This is a genomic window from Serratia rubidaea, from assembly GCF_016026735.1.
GTDB lineage: Bacteria > Pseudomonadota > Gammaproteobacteria > Enterobacterales > Enterobacteriaceae > Serratia_B > Serratia_B rubidaea.
Map to the genome: position 1 here is coordinate 952158 of NZ_CP065640.1, position 23489 is coordinate 975646.

The 23489-nt window shown below is 59.4% G+C and carries 26 protein-coding genes and 1 pseudogene; 8 read left to right on the forward strand and 19 right to left on the reverse strand.

What is annotated here, in order from left to right; all coding sequences use genetic code 11:
- The first annotated feature begins 1 nt into the window (after nucleotide 1).
- The 5 genes from rpoN to npr all read left to right on the forward strand — a co-directional run bounded on the left by rpoN (nucleotide 2) and on the right by npr (nucleotide 3686).
- A complete protein-coding gene (rpoN, locus tag I6G83_RS04370) occupies nucleotides 2-1435 on the forward strand; it encodes an RNA polymerase factor sigma-54 (RefSeq protein ID WP_054307547.1) in 1434 nt (477 codons plus the stop codon).
- Nucleotides 1436-1458: 23 nt separating this feature from the next.
- A complete protein-coding gene (gene hpf / locus I6G83_RS04375; RefSeq protein WP_015962009.1) occupies nucleotides 1459-1746 on the forward strand; it encodes a ribosome hibernation promoting factor in 288 nt (95 codons plus the stop codon).
- A 227-nt stretch (nucleotides 1747-1973) separates the two neighbouring features.
- Nucleotides 1974-2435, forward strand: a complete 462-nt coding sequence (gene ptsN, locus I6G83_RS04380; RefSeq protein ID WP_099050015.1) for a PTS IIA-like nitrogen regulatory protein PtsN — start codon at nucleotides 1974-1976, stop codon at nucleotides 2433-2435.
- A 127-nt stretch (nucleotides 2436-2562) separates the two neighbouring features.
- A complete protein-coding gene (gene rapZ / locus I6G83_RS04385; protein ID WP_015962011.1) occupies nucleotides 2563-3417 on the forward strand; it encodes an RNase adapter RapZ in 855 nt (284 codons plus the stop codon).
- On the forward strand, nucleotides 3414-3686 hold the full coding sequence (gene npr, locus I6G83_RS04390) for a PTS phosphocarrier protein NPr (RefSeq protein ID WP_015962012.1): 273 nt from the start codon (nucleotides 3414-3416) through the stop codon (nucleotides 3684-3686). The genes rapZ and npr overlap by 4 nt, the downstream gene beginning before the upstream one ends.
- Before the next feature lie 24 nt (nucleotides 3687-3710).
- On the opposite strand, the gene I6G83_RS04395 is transcribed toward npr, so the two are convergent.
- The 12 genes and pseudogenes from I6G83_RS04395 to I6G83_RS04450 all read right to left on the reverse strand — a co-directional run bounded on the left by I6G83_RS04395 (nucleotide 3711) and on the right by I6G83_RS04450 (nucleotide 14253).
- Complete coding sequence (locus I6G83_RS04395) at nucleotides 3711-4151, reverse strand: hypothetical protein (protein WP_054307903.1); 441 nt, start codon at nucleotides 4149-4151, stop codon at nucleotides 3711-3713.
- Nucleotides 4152-4167: 16 nt separating this feature from the next.
- A pseudogene (locus I6G83_RS04400) lies at nucleotides 4168-5205 on the reverse strand (hypothetical protein).
- A 108-nt stretch (nucleotides 5206-5313) separates the two neighbouring features.
- A complete protein-coding gene (locus tag I6G83_RS04405; protein WP_054307902.1) occupies nucleotides 5314-7230 on the reverse strand; it encodes a BglG family transcription antiterminator in 1917 nt (638 codons plus the stop codon).
- 63 nt (nucleotides 7231-7293) lie between these two features.
- Entirely contained in the window at nucleotides 7294-8517 is a 1224-nt protein-coding gene (locus tag I6G83_RS04410; RefSeq protein ID WP_061322067.1) for a lactonase family protein, read from the reverse strand.
- An 89-nt stretch (nucleotides 8518-8606) separates the two neighbouring features.
- The gene (gene dagF, locus I6G83_RS04415) at nucleotides 8607-9347 is read right to left on the reverse strand and encodes a 2-dehydro-3-deoxy-phosphogluconate aldolase (RefSeq protein WP_054306470.1); all 741 of its coding nucleotides are present in this window, start codon (nucleotides 9345-9347) and stop codon (nucleotides 8607-8609) included.
- Entirely contained in the window at nucleotides 9344-10459 is a 1116-nt protein-coding gene (locus I6G83_RS04420; protein WP_054306471.1) for a DgaE family pyridoxal phosphate-dependent ammonia lyase, read from the reverse strand. Before I6G83_RS04420 ends, dagF begins: the two co-directional genes overlap by 4 nt.
- Nucleotides 10443-11582, reverse strand: coding sequence for an amidohydrolase/deacetylase family metallohydrolase (locus tag I6G83_RS04425; RefSeq protein ID WP_015962019.1), 1140 nt, complete (start codon nucleotides 11580-11582; stop codon nucleotides 10443-10445). Before I6G83_RS04425 ends, I6G83_RS04420 begins: the two co-directional genes overlap by 17 nt.
- Before the next feature lie 97 nt (nucleotides 11583-11679).
- Nucleotides 11680-12333, reverse strand: a complete 654-nt coding sequence (locus tag I6G83_RS04430) for a DUF4310 family protein (protein WP_015962020.1) — start codon at nucleotides 12331-12333, stop codon at nucleotides 11680-11682.
- 11 nt (nucleotides 12334-12344) lie between these two features.
- On the reverse strand, nucleotides 12345-13121 hold the full coding sequence (locus tag I6G83_RS04435) for a DUF4311 domain-containing protein (protein ID WP_015962021.1): 777 nt from the start codon (nucleotides 13119-13121) through the stop codon (nucleotides 12345-12347).
- 88 nt (nucleotides 13122-13209) lie between these two features.
- The gene (locus I6G83_RS04440) at nucleotides 13210-13506 is read right to left on the reverse strand and encodes a DUF4312 family protein (RefSeq protein WP_015962022.1); all 297 of its coding nucleotides are present in this window, start codon (nucleotides 13504-13506) and stop codon (nucleotides 13210-13212) included.
- Nucleotides 13507-13872, reverse strand: a complete 366-nt coding sequence (locus tag I6G83_RS04445; protein ID WP_054306472.1) for a glycine-rich SFCGS family protein — start codon at nucleotides 13870-13872, stop codon at nucleotides 13507-13509.
- Between the two features lie 36 nt (nucleotides 13873-13908).
- Nucleotides 13909-14253, reverse strand: coding sequence for a glycine dehydrogenase (locus tag I6G83_RS04450; protein ID WP_054306473.1), 345 nt, complete (start codon nucleotides 14251-14253; stop codon nucleotides 13909-13911).
- A 478-nt stretch (nucleotides 14254-14731) separates the two neighbouring features.
- Between I6G83_RS04450 and rnk the strand changes: the two genes are divergently transcribed.
- A complete protein-coding gene (gene rnk / locus I6G83_RS04455; RefSeq protein ID WP_015962025.1) occupies nucleotides 14732-15142 on the forward strand; it encodes a nucleoside diphosphate kinase regulator in 411 nt (136 codons plus the stop codon).
- A gap of 35 nt (nucleotides 15143-15177) precedes the next feature.
- On the opposite strand, the gene I6G83_RS04460 is transcribed toward rnk, so the two are convergent.
- Nucleotides 15178-15960, reverse strand: coding sequence for a sulfite exporter TauE/SafE family protein (locus I6G83_RS04460; RefSeq protein ID WP_054306474.1), 783 nt, complete (start codon nucleotides 15958-15960; stop codon nucleotides 15178-15180).
- 114 nt (nucleotides 15961-16074) lie between these two features.
- Here I6G83_RS04460 and I6G83_RS04465 point away from each other — a divergent pair, with 114 nt between their 5' ends.
- Entirely contained in the window at nucleotides 16075-16860 is a 786-nt protein-coding gene (locus I6G83_RS04465; RefSeq protein ID WP_054306475.1) for an AraC family transcriptional regulator, read from the forward strand.
- Between the two features lie 27 nt (nucleotides 16861-16887).
- On the opposite strand, the gene cybC is transcribed toward I6G83_RS04465, so the two are convergent.
- Nucleotides 16888-17274, reverse strand: coding sequence for a cytochrome b562 (gene cybC, locus I6G83_RS04470; protein WP_015962028.1), 387 nt, complete (start codon nucleotides 17272-17274; stop codon nucleotides 16888-16890).
- A gap of 141 nt (nucleotides 17275-17415) precedes the next feature.
- Entirely contained in the window at nucleotides 17416-18756 is a 1341-nt protein-coding gene (gene pmbA, locus I6G83_RS04475; protein WP_054306476.1) for a metalloprotease PmbA, read from the reverse strand.
- Nucleotides 18757-18933: 177 nt separating this feature from the next.
- Between pmbA and yjgA the strand changes: the two genes are divergently transcribed.
- Nucleotides 18934-19482: a ribosome biogenesis factor YjgA gene (gene yjgA / locus I6G83_RS04480; RefSeq protein WP_054306477.1), complete on the forward strand. Its 549-nt coding sequence runs from the start codon at nucleotides 18934-18936 to the stop codon at nucleotides 19480-19482.
- Between the two features lie 42 nt (nucleotides 19483-19524).
- On the opposite strand, the gene I6G83_RS04485 is transcribed toward yjgA, so the two are convergent.
- The 4 genes from I6G83_RS04485 to aaeA all read right to left on the reverse strand — a co-directional run bounded on the left by I6G83_RS04485 (nucleotide 19525) and on the right by aaeA (nucleotide 23483).
- Nucleotides 19525-19824: a barstar family protein gene (locus I6G83_RS04485; protein ID WP_054306478.1), complete on the reverse strand. Its 300-nt coding sequence runs from the start codon at nucleotides 19822-19824 to the stop codon at nucleotides 19525-19527.
- Between the two features lie 5 nt (nucleotides 19825-19829).
- A complete protein-coding gene (locus I6G83_RS04490) occupies nucleotides 19830-20288 on the reverse strand; it encodes a ribonuclease domain-containing protein (protein ID WP_054306479.1) in 459 nt (152 codons plus the stop codon).
- Nucleotides 20289-20580: 292 nt separating this feature from the next.
- Nucleotides 20581-22548: a p-hydroxybenzoic acid efflux pump subunit AaeB gene (gene aaeB / locus I6G83_RS04495; protein WP_054306480.1), complete on the reverse strand. Its 1968-nt coding sequence runs from the start codon at nucleotides 22546-22548 to the stop codon at nucleotides 20581-20583.
- Complete coding sequence (aaeA, locus tag I6G83_RS04500; protein WP_054306481.1) at nucleotides 22548-23483, reverse strand: p-hydroxybenzoic acid efflux pump subunit AaeA; 936 nt, start codon at nucleotides 23481-23483, stop codon at nucleotides 22548-22550. The genes aaeB and aaeA overlap by 1 nt, the downstream gene beginning before the upstream one ends.
- Nucleotides 23484-23489: the final 6 nt, after the last annotated feature.

Below are 23489 nucleotides of genomic sequence, written 5' to 3' on the forward strand. Positions count from 1 at the left end.
TATGAAGCAAGGTTTGCAACTCAGGCTCAGCCAACAATTGGCGATGACTCCCCAGCTGCAGCAGGCGATCCGTCTGCTGCAGCTGTCTACGCTTGAGCTTCAGCAAGAGATCCAACTGGCGTTAGAGAGCAACCCGCTGCTTGAGCAAACCGACCCGCACGACGAGATCGACGCGCAAGAAAGCGCCGACACCGAAGGTCTGGATACCCGCGAAGCGCTGGAGCAGAAGGATATGCCGGACGAACTGCCGCTGGACGCCACCTGGGATGAAATCTACACCGCCGGCACGCCATCGGGCACCGGCACCGATTACCGCGATGACGAACTGCCGGTCTACCAGGGGGAAACCACCCAGACGCTGCAGGATTACCTGATGTGGCAGGTGGATCTGACGCCGTTTTCCGATACCGACGCCGCCATCGCCACCTCGATCGTCGACGCCGTCGACGACACCGGCTATCTCACCGTGTCGTTGGAAGATATTCTGGAAAGCGTCGGCGACGCAGACGTCACGCTGGAAGAAGTGGAGGCGGTGCTCAAGCGGGTGCAGCGTTTCGACCCGATCGGCGTCGCGGCGCGCGATCTGCGCGACTGTCTGCTGATCCAGCTGTCCCAATACGCCAAAGAAACGCCTTTCCTCGCCGAAGCCCGGCTGATCATCAGCGACCATCTGGATCTGCTGGCCAACCACGACTTTCGCAGCCTGATGCGATCAACCCGGCTAAAAGAAGATACACTGAAAGAAGCGATGCTGCTGATTCAGTCGCTCGACCCGCGCCCGGGGCAATCTATCAATACCGGCGAGTCGGAATATGTCATTCCCGACGTGCTGGTGCGCAAGGTGCACAACCGCTGGACGGTCGAACTGAATGCCGACAGCATTCCGCGTCTGAAGATCAACCAGCACTATGCCGCACTGGGCAACAGCTCGCGTAACGAAGCCGACGGCCAGTTTATCCGCAGTAACCTGCAGGAAGCGAAATGGCTGATCAAAAGCCTGGAAAGCCGTAACGATACGCTGTTGAAGGTGACGCGCTGCATCGTCGAGCAGCAGGAGGCGTTCTTTGAACAAGGTGAAGAGTTTATGAAGCCCATGGTGCTGGCGGATATCGCCCAGGCCGTGGAGATGCATGAATCGACGATTTCACGCGTGACCACGCAGAAATTCCTGCACAGCCCGCGCGGCATCTTCGAACTGAAATATTTCTTCTCCAGCCACGTCAACACCGACAGCGGCGGCGAGGCATCCTCCACGGCGATCCGCGCGCTGGTGAAGAAATTAATCGCGGCGGAAAACCCCGCCAAACCGCTTAGCGACAGTAAACTGGCCACCCTGCTTGCCGATCAGGGCATCATGGTGGCGCGGCGCACCGTCGCCAAGTACCGAGAGTCTTTGTCCATCCCGCCGTCGAACCAGCGTAAACAGTTGGTTTGACCTCAATAGAGAAGGAAGACATTATGCAGCTCAACATTACCGGACACCACATCGACATCACCGAGCCGTTGCGTGAGTTCGTCAATACCAAGTTCGCCAAGCTCGAACAGTATTTCGACCGCATTAACCAGGTTTATGTCGTGCTCACCGTGGAAAAAGTGCAGCAGATTGCGGAAGCAACGGTGCACGTGAATGGAGGCGAGTTGCACGCCACCTCGGAAAAAGAAGATATGTATGCTGCAATTGACTGCCTGATTGATAAACTGGCGCGGCAATTGAACAAACATAAAGACAAATTGAAGCAACACTGACAATCTGGGCCGCTACCGTCCGCGGCAGCGGCCCGCACGTAGCCTTCGTGCTACCGGGCTGCCATCGGCGCGTTATTCCGCGGAATAACGCGCCGATAAGCCATCAGGGTTTAACAGACGAAAAATCGCCTCGTTAAGCAACGACGTCGCACAGCGTTTGGCGGCAGAACACCGCCGCCAAACCAGCGCTAAGCAAGCTTAAGCGTGTGATTTTAAGTGAAGATGAGATGAACGACGAAATAATGCAATTAAGCTCGGTGCTCAACATCGAGTGCACCAGAAGCTCGGTACACTGCAACAGCAAGAAACGCGCTCTGGAAATTATCAGCGAACTGGCAGCCAAACAGCTCAACCTGCCGCCGCAGGTGGTGTTTGACGCGGTTCTCACCCGTGAACGCATGGGCAGTACCGGTATCGGCAACGGTATCGCGATCCCTCATGGCAAGCTGGAAGAGGACACACTGCGGGCCGTTGGCGTGTTTATCCGTCTCGACCAACCTATCGCCTTCGACGCCATCGACAACCAGCCGGTCGACCTGCTGTTTGCCCTGCTGGTGCCGGCCGACCAGTGCAAGACCCATCTGCACACGCTGTCGCTGGTTGCCAAGCGTCTGGCCGATAAAACCGTCTGCCGCCGCCTGCGCGCCGCGCAGAGCGACGAAGAACTTTATCAGATCATTACGGAATAAGCGGTTGCCGGCGTGACTTCCGCCGGCGATAACGATACTGTTTGTCTGTCATGGATCCCGGCCGTCGCCGGGCTTATATTTCCAACGGCGGCATAAACGCCGCTGAGATGCCAGGGGGAGTTGCCACATGGTGCTGATGATTGTCAGCGGCCGTTCCGGTTCAGGGAAATCCGTCGCCTTGCGGGCGCTGGAAGATATGGGTTTTTACTGCGTTGATAACCTGCCCGTGGTGCTGCTGCCGGAGCTGGCCAAAACGCTGGCGGAACGCAACAGCTCCGCGGCGGTCAGCATCGACGTGCGTAATATGCCGGAGTCACCGGAAGTGTTCGAATATGCGATGACGCAACTGCCGGACAGCTTCTCCCCGCAACTGCTGTTCCTGGACGCCGACCGCAATACGCTGATCCGCCGTTACAGCGACACCCGCCGCCTGCACCCGCTGTCGAGCAAAAACCTGTCGCTGGAAAGCGCCATCGATGAAGAGAGCGACCTGCTGGAGCCGCTGCGCTCGCGCGCCGATCTGATTATCGACACCTCCGAAATGTCGGTGCATGAGCTGGCGGAGATGCTGCGCACCCGCCTGCTGGGCAAACGCGAACGCGAGCTGACCATGGTGTTTGAGTCCTTCGGCTTCAAACACGGCATTCCCATCGATGCCGATTACGTGTTCGACGTCCGCTTCCTGCCGAACCCGCACTGGGATCCGAAGCTGCGCCCGATGACCGGCCTGGACAAGCCGGTGGCGTCGTTCCTGGATCGCCATACCGAAGTGCATAACTTTATCTACCAGACGCGCAGCTACCTGGAACAATGGCTGCCGATGCTGGAAACCAACAACCGCAGCTATCTGACGGTCGCCATCGGCTGTACCGGCGGTAAACACCGTTCGGTGTACGTGGCCGAACAGCTGGCGGACTATTTCCGCTCGCGCGGCAAGAACGTGCAGTCGCGCCACCGCACGCTGGAAAAACGCAAGCAATGACCATCAAACAAACGGTAGAAATCAAGAACCGGCTGGGCATGCACGCCCGCCCGGCGATGAAGCTGTTTGAACTGGTGCAGAGCTTTGACGCCGAAGTGATTCTGCGTAACGACAGCGGCACCGAAGCCGAGGCCAGCAGCGTGATTGCGCTGCTGATGCTGGACTCCGCCCAGGGCCGGCATATTGAAGTCGAAGCCAGCGGACCGCAGGCCCAGCAGGCGCTGGATGCGGTGATCGCGCTGTTTAATTCCGGCTTCGACGAAGATTAAGCGTCGGACGCGCCTTTGGATCGTTTACCCGGAATATGCCGCATATCCGGGTACAACAGCCCTTAACAGGCTGTCTAACAAAATGAAGAGCGATCCAGAGATGATGATCGACAGCTCGATGATATGCAGCATGTAATACTTTTTTATCCAGACGATCAGCTCATTCGGCAACGTGTTGAAATAGTCATATGACTCGGCGGGGAGCCGATAACCTTTCTTACCTGGCCCAATCTTTTTCCCTAGTAACACCTGCCTCATAAATCTCACCAGTAAAAAGCTGGTGAAAAAACCGCCATGATAAAAAACGGTATAAACATCAGGCATCGGCAGAGCGCGGGACAGGTAGCCCGATACGATTGTTTCGTATTTCTTTTTCGTTACGCCGAAGTACAGCATGATAAATATAAAAAAACCAATGCCCGAAAATACCAGCACCGAGCCAATCAACATCAAATAAAAGCTCATCACGCCCTATCCTCTGTTACTTTAAAAGCATGTCTGCAACAAAAGCTCCACCTTTCTCACCGATATATTCCCCTGCGCCACCACCTGCCAAACCGCCTGCCGTACCACCGATAATCGCACAGGCCAACCCGGCCGCCCCTCCTGCTGGAGCGCTGATAATCCCCAATGCCGTACAAACTCCAACACCAACCAAGCTTCCCAGGGCTCCGCCATATATTCCTCCGACAGTGCCCGCACCAAAAGCACCATACCCTGTTAACGCCACCCGCGTACATTCCTTCTCACGACCAAGGGTACAAGCATGATAAATATCATTGGTCGTGCTGGTTCCGGAGAGCGCTATACCAATCCAGCCCGCACCTTTCATAAACTTTACCGCCTTACCGGCGCCCTCGAGGTAGCTCGAGTAGCCTTTTATTGCCCCAACGCCCACCGTTGACCACTCATGCACGATGGAACGGCTGGAGAGGTTCAGCGCACGCTTGATGCTCTCATAGGGACGCAGGTTAAGGATGTTGCGCGTGAGCCGGCTAAAAATCGGTTTATCCAGCAGGATTTTCAACTCATTAAACAGCCGCTGCCTTTCAACAAAAAACTGCTGGCCAATCAGCGTCCCCTGAGTCCGGAACTGATTTTGGTAGCTGGCCTCGATCTGTTTAAGGAGTTTTTCGATGCGCATAAAATACTGCTTGCCGGCATCGCTGGCTATTCCCATTCCCCGGCTGGTGCCGTTAAGTATGGTCGCAATGGCGACATAATGACGCTGGAGGAAATCTGCCTGCTCAACGTTAATCGGCTCCATCGCCCGGTTAACCGTCCGCTTTGCCTGATATAACTGCCGTAACAACGCATCCTGACGTGTATGCTCAGGATCGGCAACAATCACTATCTGCCCGGGCTTCAGCCACGGCGTATCGGCATTAAGCTACATAAAATAGCGGGCAGCGGCGCTGCGTGGGTTGGCAAACAGCAGACGTCCTTGAAAGGCTAACGAACCCGGCGTTTCAACAACGCAGTAACCGGGTTCAACAGGTCGGAGGGAAAAAGCGGCCATCTTGTGACTCCTGTCAGCAAAGAGAGCCTTTGATTTTTAAGACCATAGGGCCGCCGGTCAATGTGCAAACGGCGCGTTCGTGAAGCCGGACACTCAGAAATAACCGGTTTATATCCGGCTCAGGCAATCCAGCGCCACCGCCTTAAAGCTGGCGAAATCACTGCTGCCCAGCAGCCGGCTCATCGACCGCTCGCGGACAAAGGTGACAAACAGCTCATAAATCGCCATCGCCTCTTCATAGTCGCTTTTGCTGATCGCCAGCAGGAAGATCACGTGCGCCATTTCGCCGTCGCCCCAGTCGATGCCCTGCGGCGCCAGCAGCGTCACCACCACGGTTTTCTTCGCCAGCAGCCCCAGCGAGTGCGGCAAGGCGATACCCTCCCCGAGCAGGGTGGACACGATGGCTTCACGCTCAACCACCGAGGGATAAAAATCCTCGCCGACATAGCCTTCCTGCTCCAGCTGCGCGCACACCCTGCGGAACAGCTGCTCCTGAGTCAGCGGTTCATTCACCACCATAAAGTGGTTGGCGTCGAAGAACTTTTCCAGCATATACGGCTTGGTGCGGTCCACCAGCACCAGCTTGCCCAGCTGCTCCAGCTGATACTCGGTCGGGAACGGCGACATCACCACCACCGGCTTGTTCTTCTCGCTGACGCGGGCGTTGGAAATCACAAAATCTTCGTCGATATGCGGCAGTATTTCGTAATCGCGCAGCGAAACGGTGCGCGTCACCACCAGCTGCGGATACTTGCGGGCGATTTGCGCCTGAATCATACGCACCGTCGAGTTGCCGGTGTCGCACACCAGCATCACCTGCGGATGACGCTCATAGCCGATGTTGTAATGCCGCTCCAGCCCGACGCCGATATGCAGCACCAGATAGCCGATCTCGTTCTCGCTCAGCGTGTAGGGGGTATATTTTCCCCAGCTGGAGACCGCCGCCAGCGTCACGTCGTAGGCCATCGGGTAGTGCTGCTTGATATTGGTCAGCAGCGGATTGGGAATATTAATCTGGTATTTCACCCGGGTGATCATGGTCTTGATATGGGTGAGCAGATCGGCGCGCAGCTGCTTATCGCCCTGCAGATTGTAGTTATAGTGGGTGTTGATATAAGACAGGATGTAATCCACCAGCGCTTCTTCATCGTCGGCGTTGATTTCGGTCGGCCGCACCTCCTGCACCCGCCGCGCGGCGATATTCACCCGCAGATACGCCTCTTCGGCCGCCGAAACCTCTTTACCGGCGGCCTTGCTCAGCTCGCCCGCCAGCCAGGTCGACGCCTTGCGCACCGCCTCATCGCCGTCTTCCACATCAAACTCCGGCAGCGGGTAGCCGTCGCTGATGCGCTTGAGCGCCACGGCGCAGTAGAAAATCAGGTACTGTTCACCCTTGTCCGTCAGGCGGACATTGTATTGCGACAGTAGCGGATGCAGCAGGCCGGCGAAGGTCGCCACCTGCGGCTGCAGCAGGATATCGTTGTTCAGCAGCGGATTTTCCGCGTCCTCCTGATCCAGCTGGAACAGCAGATCGGTCAGGCAGGCGCGAATCGCCATTTCGGCGCCGAACAGCTTCATACCGTAGCGCGGTTTGGTTTCAATGGTTAGCTGGTAACCGGCCAGCCGCTCTCTCACCTCAGCCATGTCGTTTTGCAGGGTACCGCGGCTGACAAACCACTCATCGGCCAGATCTTCCAGCTTCAGAGAAAACGCTGAGGTCAGAAAACGCACCAGCAGGGCATGCACGCGCTCCTGCGCGCTGCGCGGCGTCACATGCTTTCTGCGCTCCTGCAGCTGCAGCGCGTTGAACAACTTGGCGTCGTCCACCTGCAGCCGATAGCCCGCGCCGCGGCTGTGTACAAAACGGGCGCCGTATTTTTCCAAAATATCATTCAGTGCCGTGATATCCGCACGCACCGTCCGGGTGGAAACCGCCAGGCGTTTCGCCAGTTCATCCTGCGGCAGGGTTTCCGATTGCAACGCATCAAACAGATAAGCTAAACGAGGATAAGGAAATCTCACCATTGTCATTCCAATGTTAAGCGCCCGCCCCAGCGCGAGGCGGGTCGCGCTAAACCGACCAGAGAGTTACTGCGTCGCCGGCGCAAACACCATCTGCGATGGGCTGCCCACCGGCGTATATCCTGCAATAAAACTGAGTTTGCCGCTGTGCGGATCCACGGCGAAGCGCGTCACGTTGTCGCTGCGCTGATTGAGCGCGTACAGATAGCGCCCGCTGGGATCCAGAGTAATCGTGCGCGGGTAATCGCCCCGCGTCCAGGTTTCCGCCACCGGCGTCAGCTCGCCCGCCTTGCCGACGCTAAACTGCGCGATGCTGTTGTGCAACCGGTTGGCGACGTACAGGTGATTGCCGTCCCGGCTCAGCGCCAGCCCGGCGGCGAAGCTGGTGCCCTGATAATCCGCCGGCAGCGTCGATGCCGCATGCAGCTGGCTCAGCGTGCCCCGCTGCGCGTCAAAGCGGTAGCTGGTCAGCGTGGATGCCTCCTCGTTCACCAGCAGCAGCGTGGCGCCGTCAGGATGGAAAACGAAATGGCGCGGCCCCGCGCCGGCCGACGAGGCGGCGATCCACGGCGGATCGTTCGGCGTCAGCCGGCCGCTGACGTCGTCAAAACGCCACTGATAGATCCGATCCAGCCCCAGATCCGTCGAAAACACAAACTTGCCGCTCGGATCGCTGGCGATCATATGCGCATGCGGCCCGTTATGATCGCTGACGGCAAAGCTGCCGTTCACCGCCGCCGCCGGCTTGGCCGCGCCGGCCGGCCCCTGCTGCTGCTGCACCGAGCTGGCCGCCGCCAGCCGGCCTTGCGCATCCACCGGGAACACCGCCACGCTGCCGCTCTGGTAGTTGGCCACCAGCAGATGGCGGCCGTTCGGCGTCAGGGAAAGGTACACCGGCCCCGCCCCCTGCGAATCCACCTGATTGAGCGGCGTCAGGCTGCCGTCCTCGGCATTGATGCGCAGCGCGGCAATGGTGCCGTGCTTGCCGTCATCCGCCGTACCGACCTCGCTGGCGACGTACAGCGTCCTGCCGCGGGCGTCGACCGTCAGCTGGGCGGGATTGGCCAGCGTGCTGACCAGCGTTTTATCGCTCAGCGCGCCGCTGGCGGCGTCAACGCGTAAGCGGTATACGCCTTCGCCGTTGGGATTGTAGGTGCCGATATAGGCAAAACGGGATGAGGTGGTCGTCATGGCGTCCTCAGCTTGCAGCGCCGGGCTGGCCATCGCCAGCAGCGCCAGGGATACTGCGCCCAGTAACGGAGCGCTTCGCAGGGTAACCCAGTTTCGCATAATTATCCTTGATCCAGGTAGGGGGCACAGCCGACCACGCCCATTAATACGGGGCGCCGCACGCAGCGGCGCCGTCTTTACGCCGGGGTTTAACCCACCAGCTTTTTGGTCATCGCCAACAGCGTCTTCACATCCTGCGGGCGGGTATTACCGCTGGCGGAATCAATGATCGAGCTGTAAATGTGCGGGATCACCTGCTTCACGCCGGCGCGCAGCGCAATCTCGACGATCTCTTCAAAGTTCTGCAGATCAATGCCGCCGGTCGGCTCCAGCATAAAGTCATGCTCGGCGCAGGCCTGCGCCACATACTGGTATTCGTCCTTGCACTTCAGGCCGCCCATCGGGAAATACTTGACGGAGCTGCCGCCCATGTCTTTCAGCAGCGCAATGGCGGTTTCCACCGGCACGATACCGTCCGGCGCCGCGGCGCTCAGCGGCCCGGTCGAGATCTTCACCTGGCCGACGCGGCCGGTCGGCGACACCAGGCCGTTCACCACGCTGTCATTTTGCCCCAGCAGCGCCCGGCTGGCGCCGACGCCGGTGAATACCTGGTTGACGTGCTGCGGCTGCACCTGCTGCGCAATCAGGCTGACCATCGCCGACTGTTTAGGATCGCCGGCGCCCAGCCCCACCGACAGCGCATTGTCGATCAGGCGCGCATAGCGCTGCATATCCGCCACCGCGCTGGCGACGTCCGGATAGTTCTTGGAGAGCACGCCGACCAGCACGTGACCTTCCGCCGCGTCGTAGATTTCCTGCGCGTTGTCCTTCGACCCCGCCAATACGTTGAGACAAACGCGGTCACGGTAATAGTTTGGCTTCAGCTTCATGCTTGTTTCTCCAGTAAACGTTTAATACAGGTAAATACGGTCATCAGCTGCGCTTCATCAACGCTGCGCACATCCACTTCGATCTTGCCCTCGTTGGCCTTGTAGCCGCGGAAGTAAATGGCGATCTCGCCGTTCTTCAGCGCCTGCACCAGCTCCGTGGTCGAGATGCCGATCGCGGCTTCGTCAAAGGTAATCTCCGCGCGGGCGATATCGCGGCCGGCGCTGTCCCAGACGGTTTGCGCGCTGACGCCGTGCAGCGTATTCAGGTTGGTGATAAACGCCGACATGCGTTCAACCATCTGCGCGCCGCTGGTTTTTTCCTGCGTCAGATAACTTTCGATCGCCTGCGTCAGCCCCAGAATGCCCTCTTTGCCGACCTTCATCGCGCGGCCGATGCCGCCGGACTGCTGTTTTACCCAGGCTACGTACTGTTTCCTGCCGATCACCAGCCCGCTGGTCGGCCCTTCGATCGCCTTCGCGCCGCTGTAGATCACCAGGTCCGCGCCCATCTGGTAGTAGCTGGTCAGATCCTCTTCGGCTGCGGCGTCGACGATCAGCGGCAGGTTATGCCGGCGCGCCACCTCGGCGGCCTGCTCGACCGACAGCATGCTCTTCTGCACGCAGTGGTGCGACTTGACGTACAGGATCGCCGCCGTCTGCGGCGTAATGCTGGCGGCAAGCTGCTGCGGCGAACACTCGTTGGCGTAGCCTGCTTCCACCACCTTGCCGCCGCCCAGGGCGACCATGGTGTCGACCGGCGCGCCGAAGTTGACGTTATGACCGCGCGGCAGCACGATCTCACGCGGTTCATTAACCGGCGCCGAGTGCAGGTTCACCAGCAGGTTGGCGTTGTCGCGCACGATCACCGCCGCCACCGACTGGGCGATGCCGGCCGAGGCGCAGGACACCACCACCGCATCTTCCGCGTTCAGCAGTTTGGCGATATACGCGCCGGTTTTATCCACCAGGTCTTTAATTTCAAAGTAGTGGTTCAGGCCGTAATCCACCGCATCGATCACCGTCTGGCTCGGCGTGGAGACGCCCAAAATCGTCATGCGGCCGGAGGTGTTAATCACCTGTTTTAAATTATATTTTTCATAAATCGAAGACATGAGCGGCCTTCCCTTCATCGGTTAATAGGACTTCCCCGGCCACCACCGCGGCCAGCGGAACCAGCAATTGTTCGCCCGCGGCGGACTGCCCTTCAGAATCGGCAAACACCTGCGGCCCCTGACGCACCTCAAACAGGGTCAAATCGGCGTCGAAACCCGGTTTGATCTGCCCTTTACTCTGCAGGCGCAGCGCCGAAGCGGCATTTTCCGTCACGCAATGGATCACCTGCGGCAGCGTCATGCCCAGGGTGAAGAATTTGGACATCACCGTCGCCAGGCTATGCACCGGGCCAGCCATGCGGTTGCGGCAATAGATATCCGAGCTGATAGTGTGCGGCAACAGGCCCAGCGCAATCGCCTGGCGCGCCACCTCGAAGCTGAAGCTGGCGGTGCCGTGGCCGACGTCCAGCAGCACGCCGCGCTTCAGCGCGCGCTGGACCGACTCACGCAGCGTGCCCGCCGGCGTCAGAATGCGGTTCGGCTTGCCGTTATAACAGTGGGTAATGATGTCGCCGCGCGTCAGCAGGTCGGCAATCTCATCCAGATCCGGCGGGTTGTTGCCGACGTGCACCATCAGCGGCAGCTGCTGGTTTTCCTGCTGGATCTCTTTCGCCAGCACCAGCGGTTTGATGCCGTTCGGCCCCACCACGCTGCTGCTCATCCGCGCCTTGATGCCGATGACAAAACCGCTGTGACGCTCGATGGCGCTCTTCACCCCTTGCTTGTTGATATCGCTCATATCGGCCAGTTCGTTTTGCCGCAGCAGGCCGATACGCGAAATATTCAGGAAGGCGAAAACGTTGGTTTTGGTGCTGCGCGTCAGCGTATAGAACTCATCAATGTCGTCGCTGCCGGTACTGCCGGCGTCCACCACCGAGGTGACGCCGCTATCAACACCGACGCGGTCCGGTTCATCGTGATAGATCGGTGAGGAGGGGTAGCAGTGCACATGGGCGTCGATCCAGCCGGCGCTCAGACGGTAGTTGCCCGCCAAATCCCAGCTGCGGCTGGCGGACATCTCCGCCGGCAGCTGGCCGACCGCGGCAATTTTGCCGTCGGCGATCGCCACGTCCGTCAGGGTATCGTCCGCCAGTCTGGCGCGTCGGATTATCAGGTCATACATACTTCATTACTCCTTATACCCTGCCGACCTCACGCCGCAGTACGCGCCGTGAGGCCAGGGTATACGTTGGTTGTCTTGCTGCGGGTACAGCCGGACGTCAAGCAATGGCGACCGGGAAAATCGCCCCCAGCACCATGGCGCCGAGGATCGCGCCGCCGGTGATTGGTTTACCCCAGATGTAGAACAGCAAAGCGCCAAGCAGAGAGCCGATGCCGATAGGAATCGACGCGGTCATGGCGGACAGAATAATCAATGGCCCGAGGAAGCGGCCGGAGGAGTTGCCCGCCCCCATCATCACGTCGGCACCGTAGGTCGAATTGCTCTGATTAATGGTGAATTTACGCGCCAGAATAATCAGATAGCCAATCGCCAGGCCGATCACCAGGCCGGTCACCAGCGATGCGGCGAAGTTGGCCACCGGGAACACGAACCCGGCCCCCAGCAGCAGCGCCGGTACGCCCAGCCCCACCCCGGTCTGGATGGCGCCGCCGATATCGAGGATCCCCACCAGCGAGCCTTCGATAATGCGCGCGAACAGGAAGCTGGCGCCAAACGCCGCCACCGCGCCGTAGACGCCGGTATCCATGCCGGCGCGCAGCATTGAGACAAACGCCACTTCGTTAAACGCGCCGATACCGTACAGGTAATACATATGCGTCCCGGCAAACACGCCGGCGGACAGCAGACCGACAAAAATCGGGAACGACCAGTCGGCATACCAGAAGCCTTTTTGTTGGACTTGTTCTTCCATCACTGCACTCCTTATTTACCGCTCAGGCCGTTATGAATCGCATCCAGCCAGCCGGGCACGCCGAGGCTGAACGATTTGAGCAGTTCCATATCGAAACCGCGGAAGAAGCCGCTCAGCACGAACAGCAGCACGATGGTCGCCATCATGATTTTGGTGACTTTATTCCAGCCGCTCTCTTCCACGCCCTTGCCGATCAGGATCCCCAGCACCAGGCCCGGTACGGCGTTACCCATGATCAGCTGCGCCAGGCCGCCGAAAATGGTGCCCCAGAAGCCGGAACGTTTACCCGCGTCGATCGCCGCCAGCCAGAAGATCACCGGCATCACGGTGTTGACCAGCAGGTTGGCCGCCGGCACCAGCACCTTGATCGCCGTGACCTGCAGCGCCGCCGGCACCGCAGAGGCGGTCGAGTTCAGGAAGGCCACCACGATCATGCCGATGATGCCGCAGGCGATCGCCATTTTCTTCGGATCGTGCAGCGTTTCCGCCACGTTGCGGTTTTTGATCATCAGCGCCGCGGCGCCCCAGTTGGGAATAATGCGGTGGTCGACATCCTGCGTGAAGGCGCCGGCCGCCACGGAGGAAGCCCAGGCGTTAAAGAAGAAGCCCAGACCAAATGAGAAGTGCGAAGCCGGATCGCCCTCGCAAGAGTTCAGCTCGCCTAAGGTACGGAAAGCGCCCATTCCCTGTGTCGTCGGGGCATGGAACATACGCGCGGCGCCTGCACCGACGCCAACGCCCACCAGCCCGCCGATAATAATCGACTTAAATAAGATTATGAGAAACATCTGTTTATCTCTCCACTTATACCCGATTAATTGCAAATTAAAGCCAACAACGCCGTAACATGAATCATTCCGGGTATCTGTCAGTTTTTTATCTTGTAGTGAAGACCACCTTTTCAGTGTTGATGATCGTCACATTTATGGTTACTTCCAATGACACTGCATAGCTTTTTCTTTCCCGCGGCAGGAAGAAAAACAGAAACTTTTCTTTGGTGATTTTTTCTTCCGCGCTTAATACGCTGACATCCTGCGGTTCAATACGCAGCAGAATATTACTGGTGGACTTTAATACCGCGCCCTGTACGCTTGCCAATGCGGCGGCAAAGGCCTTGGCCTTGGTGTCGCCTTTGCCCGCAACGGTGACTGAGGTGGTATATTGTTCCTTCATTTATGCCGCGCCATGTTTTTTGATATAGGCTTCCACCAGTTTCTGACCCAGCTCTTCTTTATCCATAAAGCCGAAGCCCAGTACGTTGCAGCCTTCGTTAATCGCCGTGACGCCTTCGTCAATAGAACGCATGCCGTATTTTGCCTTATAGCCATATTTGGTCTGCGCCGTAATCGCGCCGGCGCCGCCGCTGCCGCAGAACGAAATACCCAGCTGCGCGTTTTCCGCCTTCATCACATCACCCAGCTTCATATCCGCCGCCACGCCGGGAATGACCACCGCTTTTCCGCCTGCATTTTCAACGCCCTGGCCCACTTTCTGCCCTTTCCCCAGACGGTCGCCGATCACTACGGTAATTTGACTCATGAGATATTCTCCTGATTGATAATTATTGGTAATTAATTATTGGTTATTATCTTTTGCCACTTCGAAATGCACGGAAAGCAAATAGGCTTCCTCGACGGGCAAGGTTTTTAATTGGTCCACCACCCGCTGCGCCAGCTGCATCGAGTGCGACGAAATTTCATCAAACAGAGATTTATCCACCTCCGGCAGCGGCTCGCCGGTAATAGAGCGCAAGACCATCGCACGTACGTGCGACTCCAGCATTTGCTGCTGCACCTCATTGGTGTAAATATTCTCTGCGTTTAACATCGCGGTAATATCCGCCAGCAGCTGAGTGGTAATTTCCGCCGCCTGCGCGATATCAACCTGTTCTGTTTTTACCGAAGTTGCTCCTGCATTCACTTTTCAGTCACCCCATGGATACAGACGTTAATTATTGAGTTACAAAACGGCGCTGAATAAGCCGTTTTATCTGCTTTATCTGATGGCTTTACCCTAACGCCGACGACATGGCTTGTGTAGCGCGTTTTTTTCCAGTTCAAAGTGGAAATTGGGTGACGGATGGGGATCCATTTCGCAAAACGCATTATTTAGCGATAAGTTAATGGAAATACAAAGAGATAACGTGCCGCCCTCGCCCGTCCGGGAAAAAATGCGGAAGAAAAGTTCGTGATCGAGATCTCTTTCTTTTCCGCGGCCAAGCGCCTACTATCGGCAAGACACAATCGACATTGCCAACACCCCGCACCTTAAGGCGCGGGGTGTTGCTTTATGCCGCCTTTTTACCATTTGGAAAAACGCCCCCACGGCGTGTTTTGATGTAGCTCCGGCGCTTGCGGCACACGGGCCGCCAGGGCGTCGGGGATAACGGGAGAGTGGAATGACCAAACCAATCATTACGATTAATGAGCTGGATGCGGAACGCCTGGATGCGTTATTGGAACAGCCGGCTTTCGCCCATACCGACATTGCCGCCGCGCTTAACGACGAGCTGGATCGCGCCGAGATCCTGCCGCCGGCGCAAATCCCGGCTAATGTGGTGACGATGAACAGCATCGTTCGTTTTCGCGATCTGCACACCGGCGAGGAACACGTGCGTACGCTGGTGTACCCCGCCTCGCTCAAGGACAGCAATCAGCAGCTGTCCGTGATGGCGCCGCTGGGCGCAGCGCTGCTGGGCATGCACGTCGGCAAACAGATTGCCTGGACGCTGCCGAACGGCGAACAGGCGAATATTGAGGTGTTGGAACTGCTGTACCAACCGGAAGCCGCCGGCGAGTATCATCGCTAAGCGGCGCGACGGGCGGCCCTCCGCCGCCCGTACAGTTACAGCAGCATCGACACCAGCACCAGAACCAGCAGCCAGACATAGACCCGCGCATGCAGCTCATCGCCCATCTTCGGCAGCGCGTAACGGGCGAACGCCATGCCCAACATGCCGGACAGCGCCAGCCAGGCCAGCATCCCCAGATTGACATAGCCCAGGTATCCCGCACCGGCGATCTTGCCATGACCCAGCCAGCCGTACATGCCGGCGCCCATCAGCGCAATGGCGATAGACAGCGGGTTGGCCGCGCTGACGCAGTACTTCATCTCATAGCCATGCCGCCGCAGCAGCGGCACCGTCATCACGCTGCCGCCGACGCCGAGCATCGCGGCAATCACGCCGATGCCCGGCCCGCCCAGCCATAGCGTAACGGCAGACAGCGGACGCCGCGCGGTTTTCTGCAGAAAGCCTTTACGCCACACGCAATCGGCGATGGTCAGCAGCATATAGAGGATAAACAGCAGGCGGATCAGGCCGTCCGTCAGCCGCGTGGCGATAAACGCGCCGATCAGCGCGCCGCCCGCCAGCGCGTAACACAGCGGTATGATCGTTTCCCGCCGTAAAGCGCCGCGCCGCCAGTGGCCATAGCTGGCATAGCCGGCGTTGAGAATCATCAGCGCGGTCGAGGTCGCGACGGCGATATGCATCGCCTGCCCGGGCTGCGCACCGGCGATCAGATGATAGACCAGCGGCACCACCACAAAGCCGCCGCCGAAGCCAAACAAAATGGTGCTGATGCCGGTCAGAAAACCGGCGGCCAGCAGAATAACCACGTCCGTCATAACCCATGCCCTGCCCAGAAAAGAGGGCGACAGGATAAAAGCGAACGCCGCTGGCTTGCATACGCCGTTATGCCAACTATCATTGCATTTCGGCCAACCTTACCGGCACCCCCGATGCACAATGTTCCGATCGACGACGTCGACCACCTGGCGCGCCCGGTCATCGCCCTCGCCAGGCACTATCCGCCAGGCTATCTGCTGGCGATGCACAGCCACCGCCGCGCCCAGCTGCTGTACGGCGCGACCGGCGTCATGCACGTCACGACGCAGCAGGGCAACTGGCTGGTGCCGCCGCAGCGGGCGGTCTGGCTGCCGCCCGGCATGCCGCATCAGGTGACGATGGTGGGCGTGACCACCCACAGTCTGTATCTCGAACCGGCGGCGCTGCCGGAAGCGGTACGCACCGCCCCCTGCCGGGTGGTCAGCGTCTCGCCGCTGATGCGCCAGCTGTTGATCGCCGCCGTGGAGATGCCGCTCGAATACGCGCAGCACGGGCGCGACGGCGCGCTGATCGCACTGCTGCTGCATGAGATCGCACGCATGCCGGCGCTGCCGCTGCATATTCCGCTGCCGGCGGATGCGCGGCTGCATGCGCTGTGCCACGCATTTTTACAGCGGCCGGATATTCATCTGCCGCCGCAGCAGTGGGCCGCCCGGCTGTATATGAGCCTGCGCAGTTTCAGCCGTTTTTTTCAGCGCCAGACCGGCATGCCGTTTTCACAGTGGCGGCAACGGGCAGCGGTGGTATGGGCGCTGGCGCGGCTGGCCGCCGGCGACAGCGTCACGCAGATTGCGCTGGAGCTGGGTTATGAGAATAGCGCGGCGTTTTCCGCCATGTTTCGTCGGGTGCTGGGGCAGACGCCCTCCAGCTTTTTGCAGGACGGGGAGATGGCGCGATAAGCGGCGGGAGAACCGCCGCCACGGCGCTTAGCGGTACTTTTGGTGGTAGGTGTCGCGGGTGGTTTTAAACGCTTGCGCCTGCTGCTTCGCCTCGGCCAGTTTGCCCTGATTAGCCAGCGCCAGCGAGGCGTCGATCTGGCCGATCAGCGTATCCAGACCGTGACGGAAGTCCTTCATTTCCGGGCTGTCCGGCGCTTTATCTTCCAGCTTGGGCGGCGTGCCCTGCTTGGCGTCCTGCGCAGCAGCACGCATGTTTTGCAGACTTTGTTTGAAACTGTCGGCGGAATCGGTTTTTAACGCGGTTTTATAGTTGCCGGCGATGATATCCATATTCTCATCGAGATCGGCCGCCATCGCCAGCGAACTGGCGCCCAGCAGCGCCAACGCCGCCAGCGCTTTGAGTTTATTGTTCATGCTCACCTTCCGTTATTGTTTTAATTAACCGCTAATTAACATAGGCGGCATGCGCACAAAGCGAAACCGAAGATTTGTAAGGAAGGTTAAAGGCGGGGAACGGCAATGCTGGCCGGCGTTGCGCCGGCCAGCTGATACAGGTTACTGACCGGCGATCTTCATTTCCGGCAGCAGCACCGAGCCGCACTGAATATTGCTGCGGGTTTCGATATCGCTGCCGACGCTGACAATATTACGCAGCATGTCTTTCAGGTTGCCGGCAATGGTGATCTCGCTGACCGGATACTGGATTTCGCCGTTCTCCACCCAGAAGCCCGCCGCGCCGCGCGAATAATCGCCGGTTACGCCGCTGACGCCCTGGCCCATCAGTTCGGTCACCACCAGGCCGGTGCCCAGCTGTTTGAGCATGCCGGCAAAGTCATTGCCCTGGCCGGCAATGCGCCAGTTATGAATGCCGCCCGCGTGGCCGGTGCTGTGCAGGCCCAGCTTGCGCGCCGCGTAGCTGGTCAGCAGCCAGGTTTGCAGCACGCCGTCCTTCACGATATCGCGACGCTGGGTGCGCACGCCTTCGCTGTCGAACGGCGTCGAGGCCAGCCCTTTCAGCAGATGCGGGTGCTCTTCAATGGTCAGCCACTCCGGCAGGATCTGCGTGCCGAGCGCGTCCAACAGGAAGGTGGATTTACGGTAGACGCTGCTGCCGCTGATGGCGCCGACCAGGTGGCCGAACAGCCCGGTCGCCACTTCCGAGGCAAACAGCACCGGCGCCTTCATGGTGGCCAGCTTGCGCGGCGCCAGGCGCGACAGAGTGCGACGCGCGCACTCCTGGCCCACCCACTCCGGGCTGGCCAGATCGTTCAGATCGCGGCCGATGGTATAGGCGTAATCCCGCTCCATATCGCCCTGATGCTCGGCGATTACGCAGCTGGACAGCGAATGGCGGCTGGAGCAGTAGCTTTGCAGCATGCCGTGGCTGTTGCCGAACACCTTGATGCCGTAGTGGCTGTTGAAGCTGCCGCCTTCGGTATTGGTGATACGCGCATCAGCGCCCAGCGACGCCTGCTCGGCGCGGGCCGCCAGTTCGATGCCGCGTTCGGCATCCAGCTCCGTCGGGTGGAACAGATCGAGATCCGGCGCCTCAAACGCCAGCAGATCCTTTTCCGCCGGGCCGGCGCAGGGATCCGGCGAGGTGTAGCGGGCAATATCCAGCGCCGCCTGCACGGTGCGCGCAATGGCGTCCGGGCTGAGATCCGTCGACGACGCGCTGCCTTTACGCTGCTGATAATAAACGGTAATGCCCAGCGCGCCGTCGCTGTTGAACTCGACGTTTTCTACCTCGCCAAAGCGGGTGCTGACGCTGATGCCGGTGGTTTTCGTTACGGCGACCTCTGCCGCATCGCAACCGACCGCCGCCAGATCCAGCGCCTGGGAAACCGCGTTTTCCAGCGTCTTGCGCTGCTGTGCAACCTGAGTGACTACTTTCATCAATCTGCCATAATTTAGAAATCCATAGCCTTGAGTCTAACAGGAAGCGCGTAGAATTTCGCATCTCCGGCGGCAGTATTTAGCGCCGCAGGCTGCAGGCGGACGCCGCCGCGCCAATTCTTTTGGGGATCGCCGCGGCAACCTGTTAGGATTAGCCTCTTTTTAACGGAGCCTACCATGAAAAAACAACCTGAAGACTGGCTCGACGATGTCCCGGACAATGAAAACGAGGACGATGACGAGATTATCTGGGTCAGCAAAAGTGAAATTAAACGCGATGCCGAAGCGTTAAAAGACCTGGGCAGCGAGCTGGTTGATTTGGGGAAAAACGCGCTGGAACGCATTCCGCTGGATGACGATCTGCGCGCCGCCATCGAACTGGCGCAAAAAATTAAGAAAGAGGGCCGTCGCCGCCAGATCCAGCTGATCGGCAAACTGCTGCGCGCCCGCGACGTCGAGCCGATTCAAACCGCGCTGGACAAGCTGAAAAACCGCCATAACCAGCAGGTTTCGCTGTTCCATAAGCTGGAGTCGCTGCGCGATCGTCTGGTCGAGGAAGGGGATGATGCGGTAGCGGCGGTGCTGGAGCTGTATCCGCAGGCCGATCGCCAGCAGCTGCGCTCGCTGGTGCGCAACGCGCAGAAAGAAAAAGCCGCCAACAAAACGCCCAAGGCTGCCCGTCAGATCTTTCAGTATCTGCGCGAGCTGGCTGAAGCCGCCGAATAAGGCGTCACGGCGTCGCCGGCATCATGGGATGAACCCGCGCGTTCATCCCCGATGATGCGCGGCGGCGGCGTCGGCTTCACGAATATTGAAATACAGACTGCCTTCCAGCTCTTCTTCCGCCTCTTCAAACAGCAGAATGATCGCGCCAAAACGGCGTTTGCGACGGTTATCAAGATTGGTGAACTCAATCTCGACCGGCAGACCGATCTCTCCGGTCACCACGTCCCACAACGCATCCAGATTAGCGCCAAAACCGTCCCCCAGCGCAAACTTATCGGCAAAGTCGCGATAAAACGCCGGCAGGTCAGGGATCTGGCTGAAATCAAACTCTACTTTCCCCATCAAACTCACTCCACCCGAATGAAGTTTTTGTAGTGATCGCGCGTCACGAATATCAGGCCGTCGCTGGAATACAGCAGCCGATCGGCGCCGCGGCGGCCGCAGCGGTAGTTGATATCCGCTTCACGCCATACCCGCTTATGGGCGTTCGGCAGTCGCCCTTCCCGGTTTGAGAAGCGATCGCCGCCAATCGCCTTGCCCGGCAGCACGCTGCACAGATTACCGCTGCGTGCGTCCCAGCCCTGCTCCCGCGCCTGCCGCTTGCTGATGTAGTAGTCCGGCAAACGCTGATGCCGCTGCAAATAACTCACTACCCGATGCTGCTGCGTCAGCTGGTCGATGCTTTCGCTCGCCCGCTCGGCCACCGCCGGCACGTTGGAAATCGCCCGATCGTCGGTACCGCGCAGCATGTTAAACCCAGCCACCGCCACGGCGATCGCTATCGCCACGAGAATCCGCTTATTCATTACTTTCCCTGACATCCGGGCCGCTTGGCCCCTGTTTTATATAAATGAATATTATGAATGAAAGATGAACGTCGCGTAACCTTTCCTGTCGGGAAGCATTACGCGGCCGAAGACGTCACCCGCGCTCCGCTGCCGGTTATCATGCCATTTTACAGCGGTGCTGACACGCGCAACCGCCCCGCCAACGGCGCTCACCACAGAGAAACGACTCTTTTTTCAGTATAGTCTTAGAGGAACGGCCAGGCAGCACGCGCCGGCCCGATCGGCGCCGGCAGCGTGCAAAAGCGCAGGATTAATCAATTAACGCGTGGCGATAACGGTGCAGCATATCCGCCAGACGGCGCACCGGGCCGGTGACGCTGAGCGGCGCATGGTTATCCACCAGCTTCTGCTGATATTCGTTCATTTCGTTAAGCAGACGATCGTAGTAATACGCCCGCTTCACCTCATTTTTGGCGCTGACCACGCGGTCGGCGGTGCGGCGGATCTGCCGGTGGAACACCGACAGCTCTTCGCTGGCGGGGATCTCGGTACGCTGCATCCGCTGGTGCGCAATAATCAGGTTCAGCGCCAGACGGTATTTGGCAATATCGTTGGGGAACATCATCAGCAGCTGGTTCAGCTGCTGGTACAGCGCCGGCAGATGGTTTTCCCGCCGCTTGGCCGCCTTGGTGGTCAGGGCCGACACCGCGCTGCTGACAAAGCTGTTCAGCAAGGTACGGCCGGTGCGCTCGCGCGAGTTATCGCGGATCAGCAACAGCACCATCAAACCGACGCAGCTGCCCAGGAACTGGCCGATAGAGGCATCGAGGAACTGCGTGACGTTAAACTCCATCGGGTTGCTGAGCACCAGAATATTGATGGTGCCCGCCAGCGTCCCCAGCGACCCCAGCCGCCGCTTCTGCACCTCAATGCCGATGATAAACGCCAGTAATCCCAGACTGAGGCAGAGCAGCAGAATGCTTTGCTGCGTCGCCGGGATGATCACCATAAAGTACAGCGCCCCCAGCGGTATCGCCACCAGCATGCCCAGCACAAAATCCATCGCCACCATGCGCGGGTTCGGCGTACGCATCGCCAGCGAGGTGATTACCGCGATAATCACCATAAAGCCGCTGCCGGAGGTCCAGCCGGTCCACAGCCACAGCAGGCAGCCCAGCGCGGTGGCGGTAAAGGTGCGCAGGCCGTTGATCATCGCGTGGTGCCCCTCCGCCGAAGCCGGTTTGATCTCGACCTCGGTACTGAGGATATCCTCCTCCACGCCGCTGATGCTGCTGTTGGTATGCACGCCTTTCGCCAGCAGCAGGTAGCGGGTGGCCGCGCCGACCCAGCTGGACACCGTTAACAGCGTGTCATCGGTGCGATGCACCGTCAGCACCTGGCGCATCAGCTTCATGCGACGGTGGATCTCCTGCGGCGTCTCCGCCGGCTCCATCAGCAGTTCACGCAGCCGTTCGCTCAGCGCATCCGGGTGGTTAAGCAGAATCAGGTAGGTTTCACAGGCCTGGGTGATCAACGTCAGCGACAGCGTATGCAGCGCGCGCACCCGGCGGTTGACCTTCTGCCAGCGCGAGGACTCCATCATCAGGCTGCTGCGCATGCCGTTCAGCGCGGTGGCGCCCTTCACCAGGTTGCCCCAGGCGCGGTCGATATCGTCCTTCTCCGCATTGCTGATACACATCTGCAACAGCTGATACTGCTGCACCAGCAGGTTATCCACCGCCCTATCGATATCCTGTTTGATCGAGCGCGGGGAGAACAGCAGGTCCGCCAGCACCGCGCTGACGATCCCCAGCACGATCTCGCTGCAGCGCTCCACGGCGAACTGCGGCGCCTCCAGCAGGTGCGACTCGCTGGTGGCCACAGTGACGATAATGATCAGTGCGGTATAGCCCGCCAGCCCCCAGGCGTACGAGTTTTCCACCTTGATAAGCGAAGAGATCCAGGTGCAGACGCCGGCCCAGATGCAGCACAGCAGCAGCATCACCACCGGCGCGCGCGCGGTGGTGACGATAATCAGCAGGCCGACAAAGCAGCCGATAAAGGTGCCGATAATACGCAGCCAGCCGCGGTGGCGGATCGCGCCGGAAAACGGCTCGCCGCCGGCGGCAAAGGCCGGGCCGGCGGCGACGATGGCGGCGGTCATCGCCGACCAGCGCGGTGTTTCCAGATTGAGGTGAAAGCCGACAAACAGCGCGAAGACGATCGCAAAGCTCAGTTTGAACGCAAACCTCAGGCGGATAAAGGTGGGGTTATTCATTAACCGAACTCACGCAGCCGGTGCATCAGCTTGACGAACGGCGACTCGCGATCGCTATCGCGGTCGTTCTGACCGGTGATAACCACGGTCGCCGTGGTGCCGGCAGGGTACGGATGCTGCTGGTCTTTCGGATCCAGCATGATTTTTACCGGCACGCGCTGCGCCAGACGCACCCACTCCAGGTTGCTGTCGATGGAGGCCAGCCCCTTGCTGTCATTGGTGCTGCTGCTGTTGTTCACCGCCGCCGCCACGCTGTCCACCGTACCGTGCATAATGCGGTTGCTGCCAAGCGGCGTAATTTCCGCGCGGTCGCCGCGGTTCAGGCCGTGCAGCTTGGTCTCTTCCATATAGGCCAGAATATAAAAGGTGTTCTTTTTCACCAACGCCACCGCCGTGGAGCCGCGGGTAATAAAATCACCGGCGTGTACGGTCAGGTTGGTGATCCAGCCGTCTGCCGGCGCGCGCACCGTGGTGCGTTCCAGATCGAGTTTGGCCTGGTCGCGCACCGCAATTGCTTTCGCCAGCTGGTGCTGGGCGGTCTCCAGCGCATTGCTGGCCTGTTCGATCTCTTCACGCGACATGGCGTCAACGCCCAGACGCACGCGGCGGCTCGCCTCACGCTTTTTCTCGGCGGTCAGCGCCTGGTAATAAGCCACGTCGGCGCTGGCTTCCGCCAACGCCTGCTGATAGCGCGGCTGATCGACCACAAACAGCACCTGGTCTTTTGTCACCAGCTGGTTGTCCGTTACCCGCACATCGCTCAGCAGGCCGCTGACGTCCGGCGCGATCGCCACCACGTCGGCGGTAAACTTGGCGTCACGCGTCCACGGCGACTCGGTATAGAACACCCAGGCCTTGAAGACGGCGATAATCCCCAGCAGGACAAGAATCAAAGTGATCGCGATTCTGGCTATTTTTATCGAAAAAGTTTTCACAGCGAC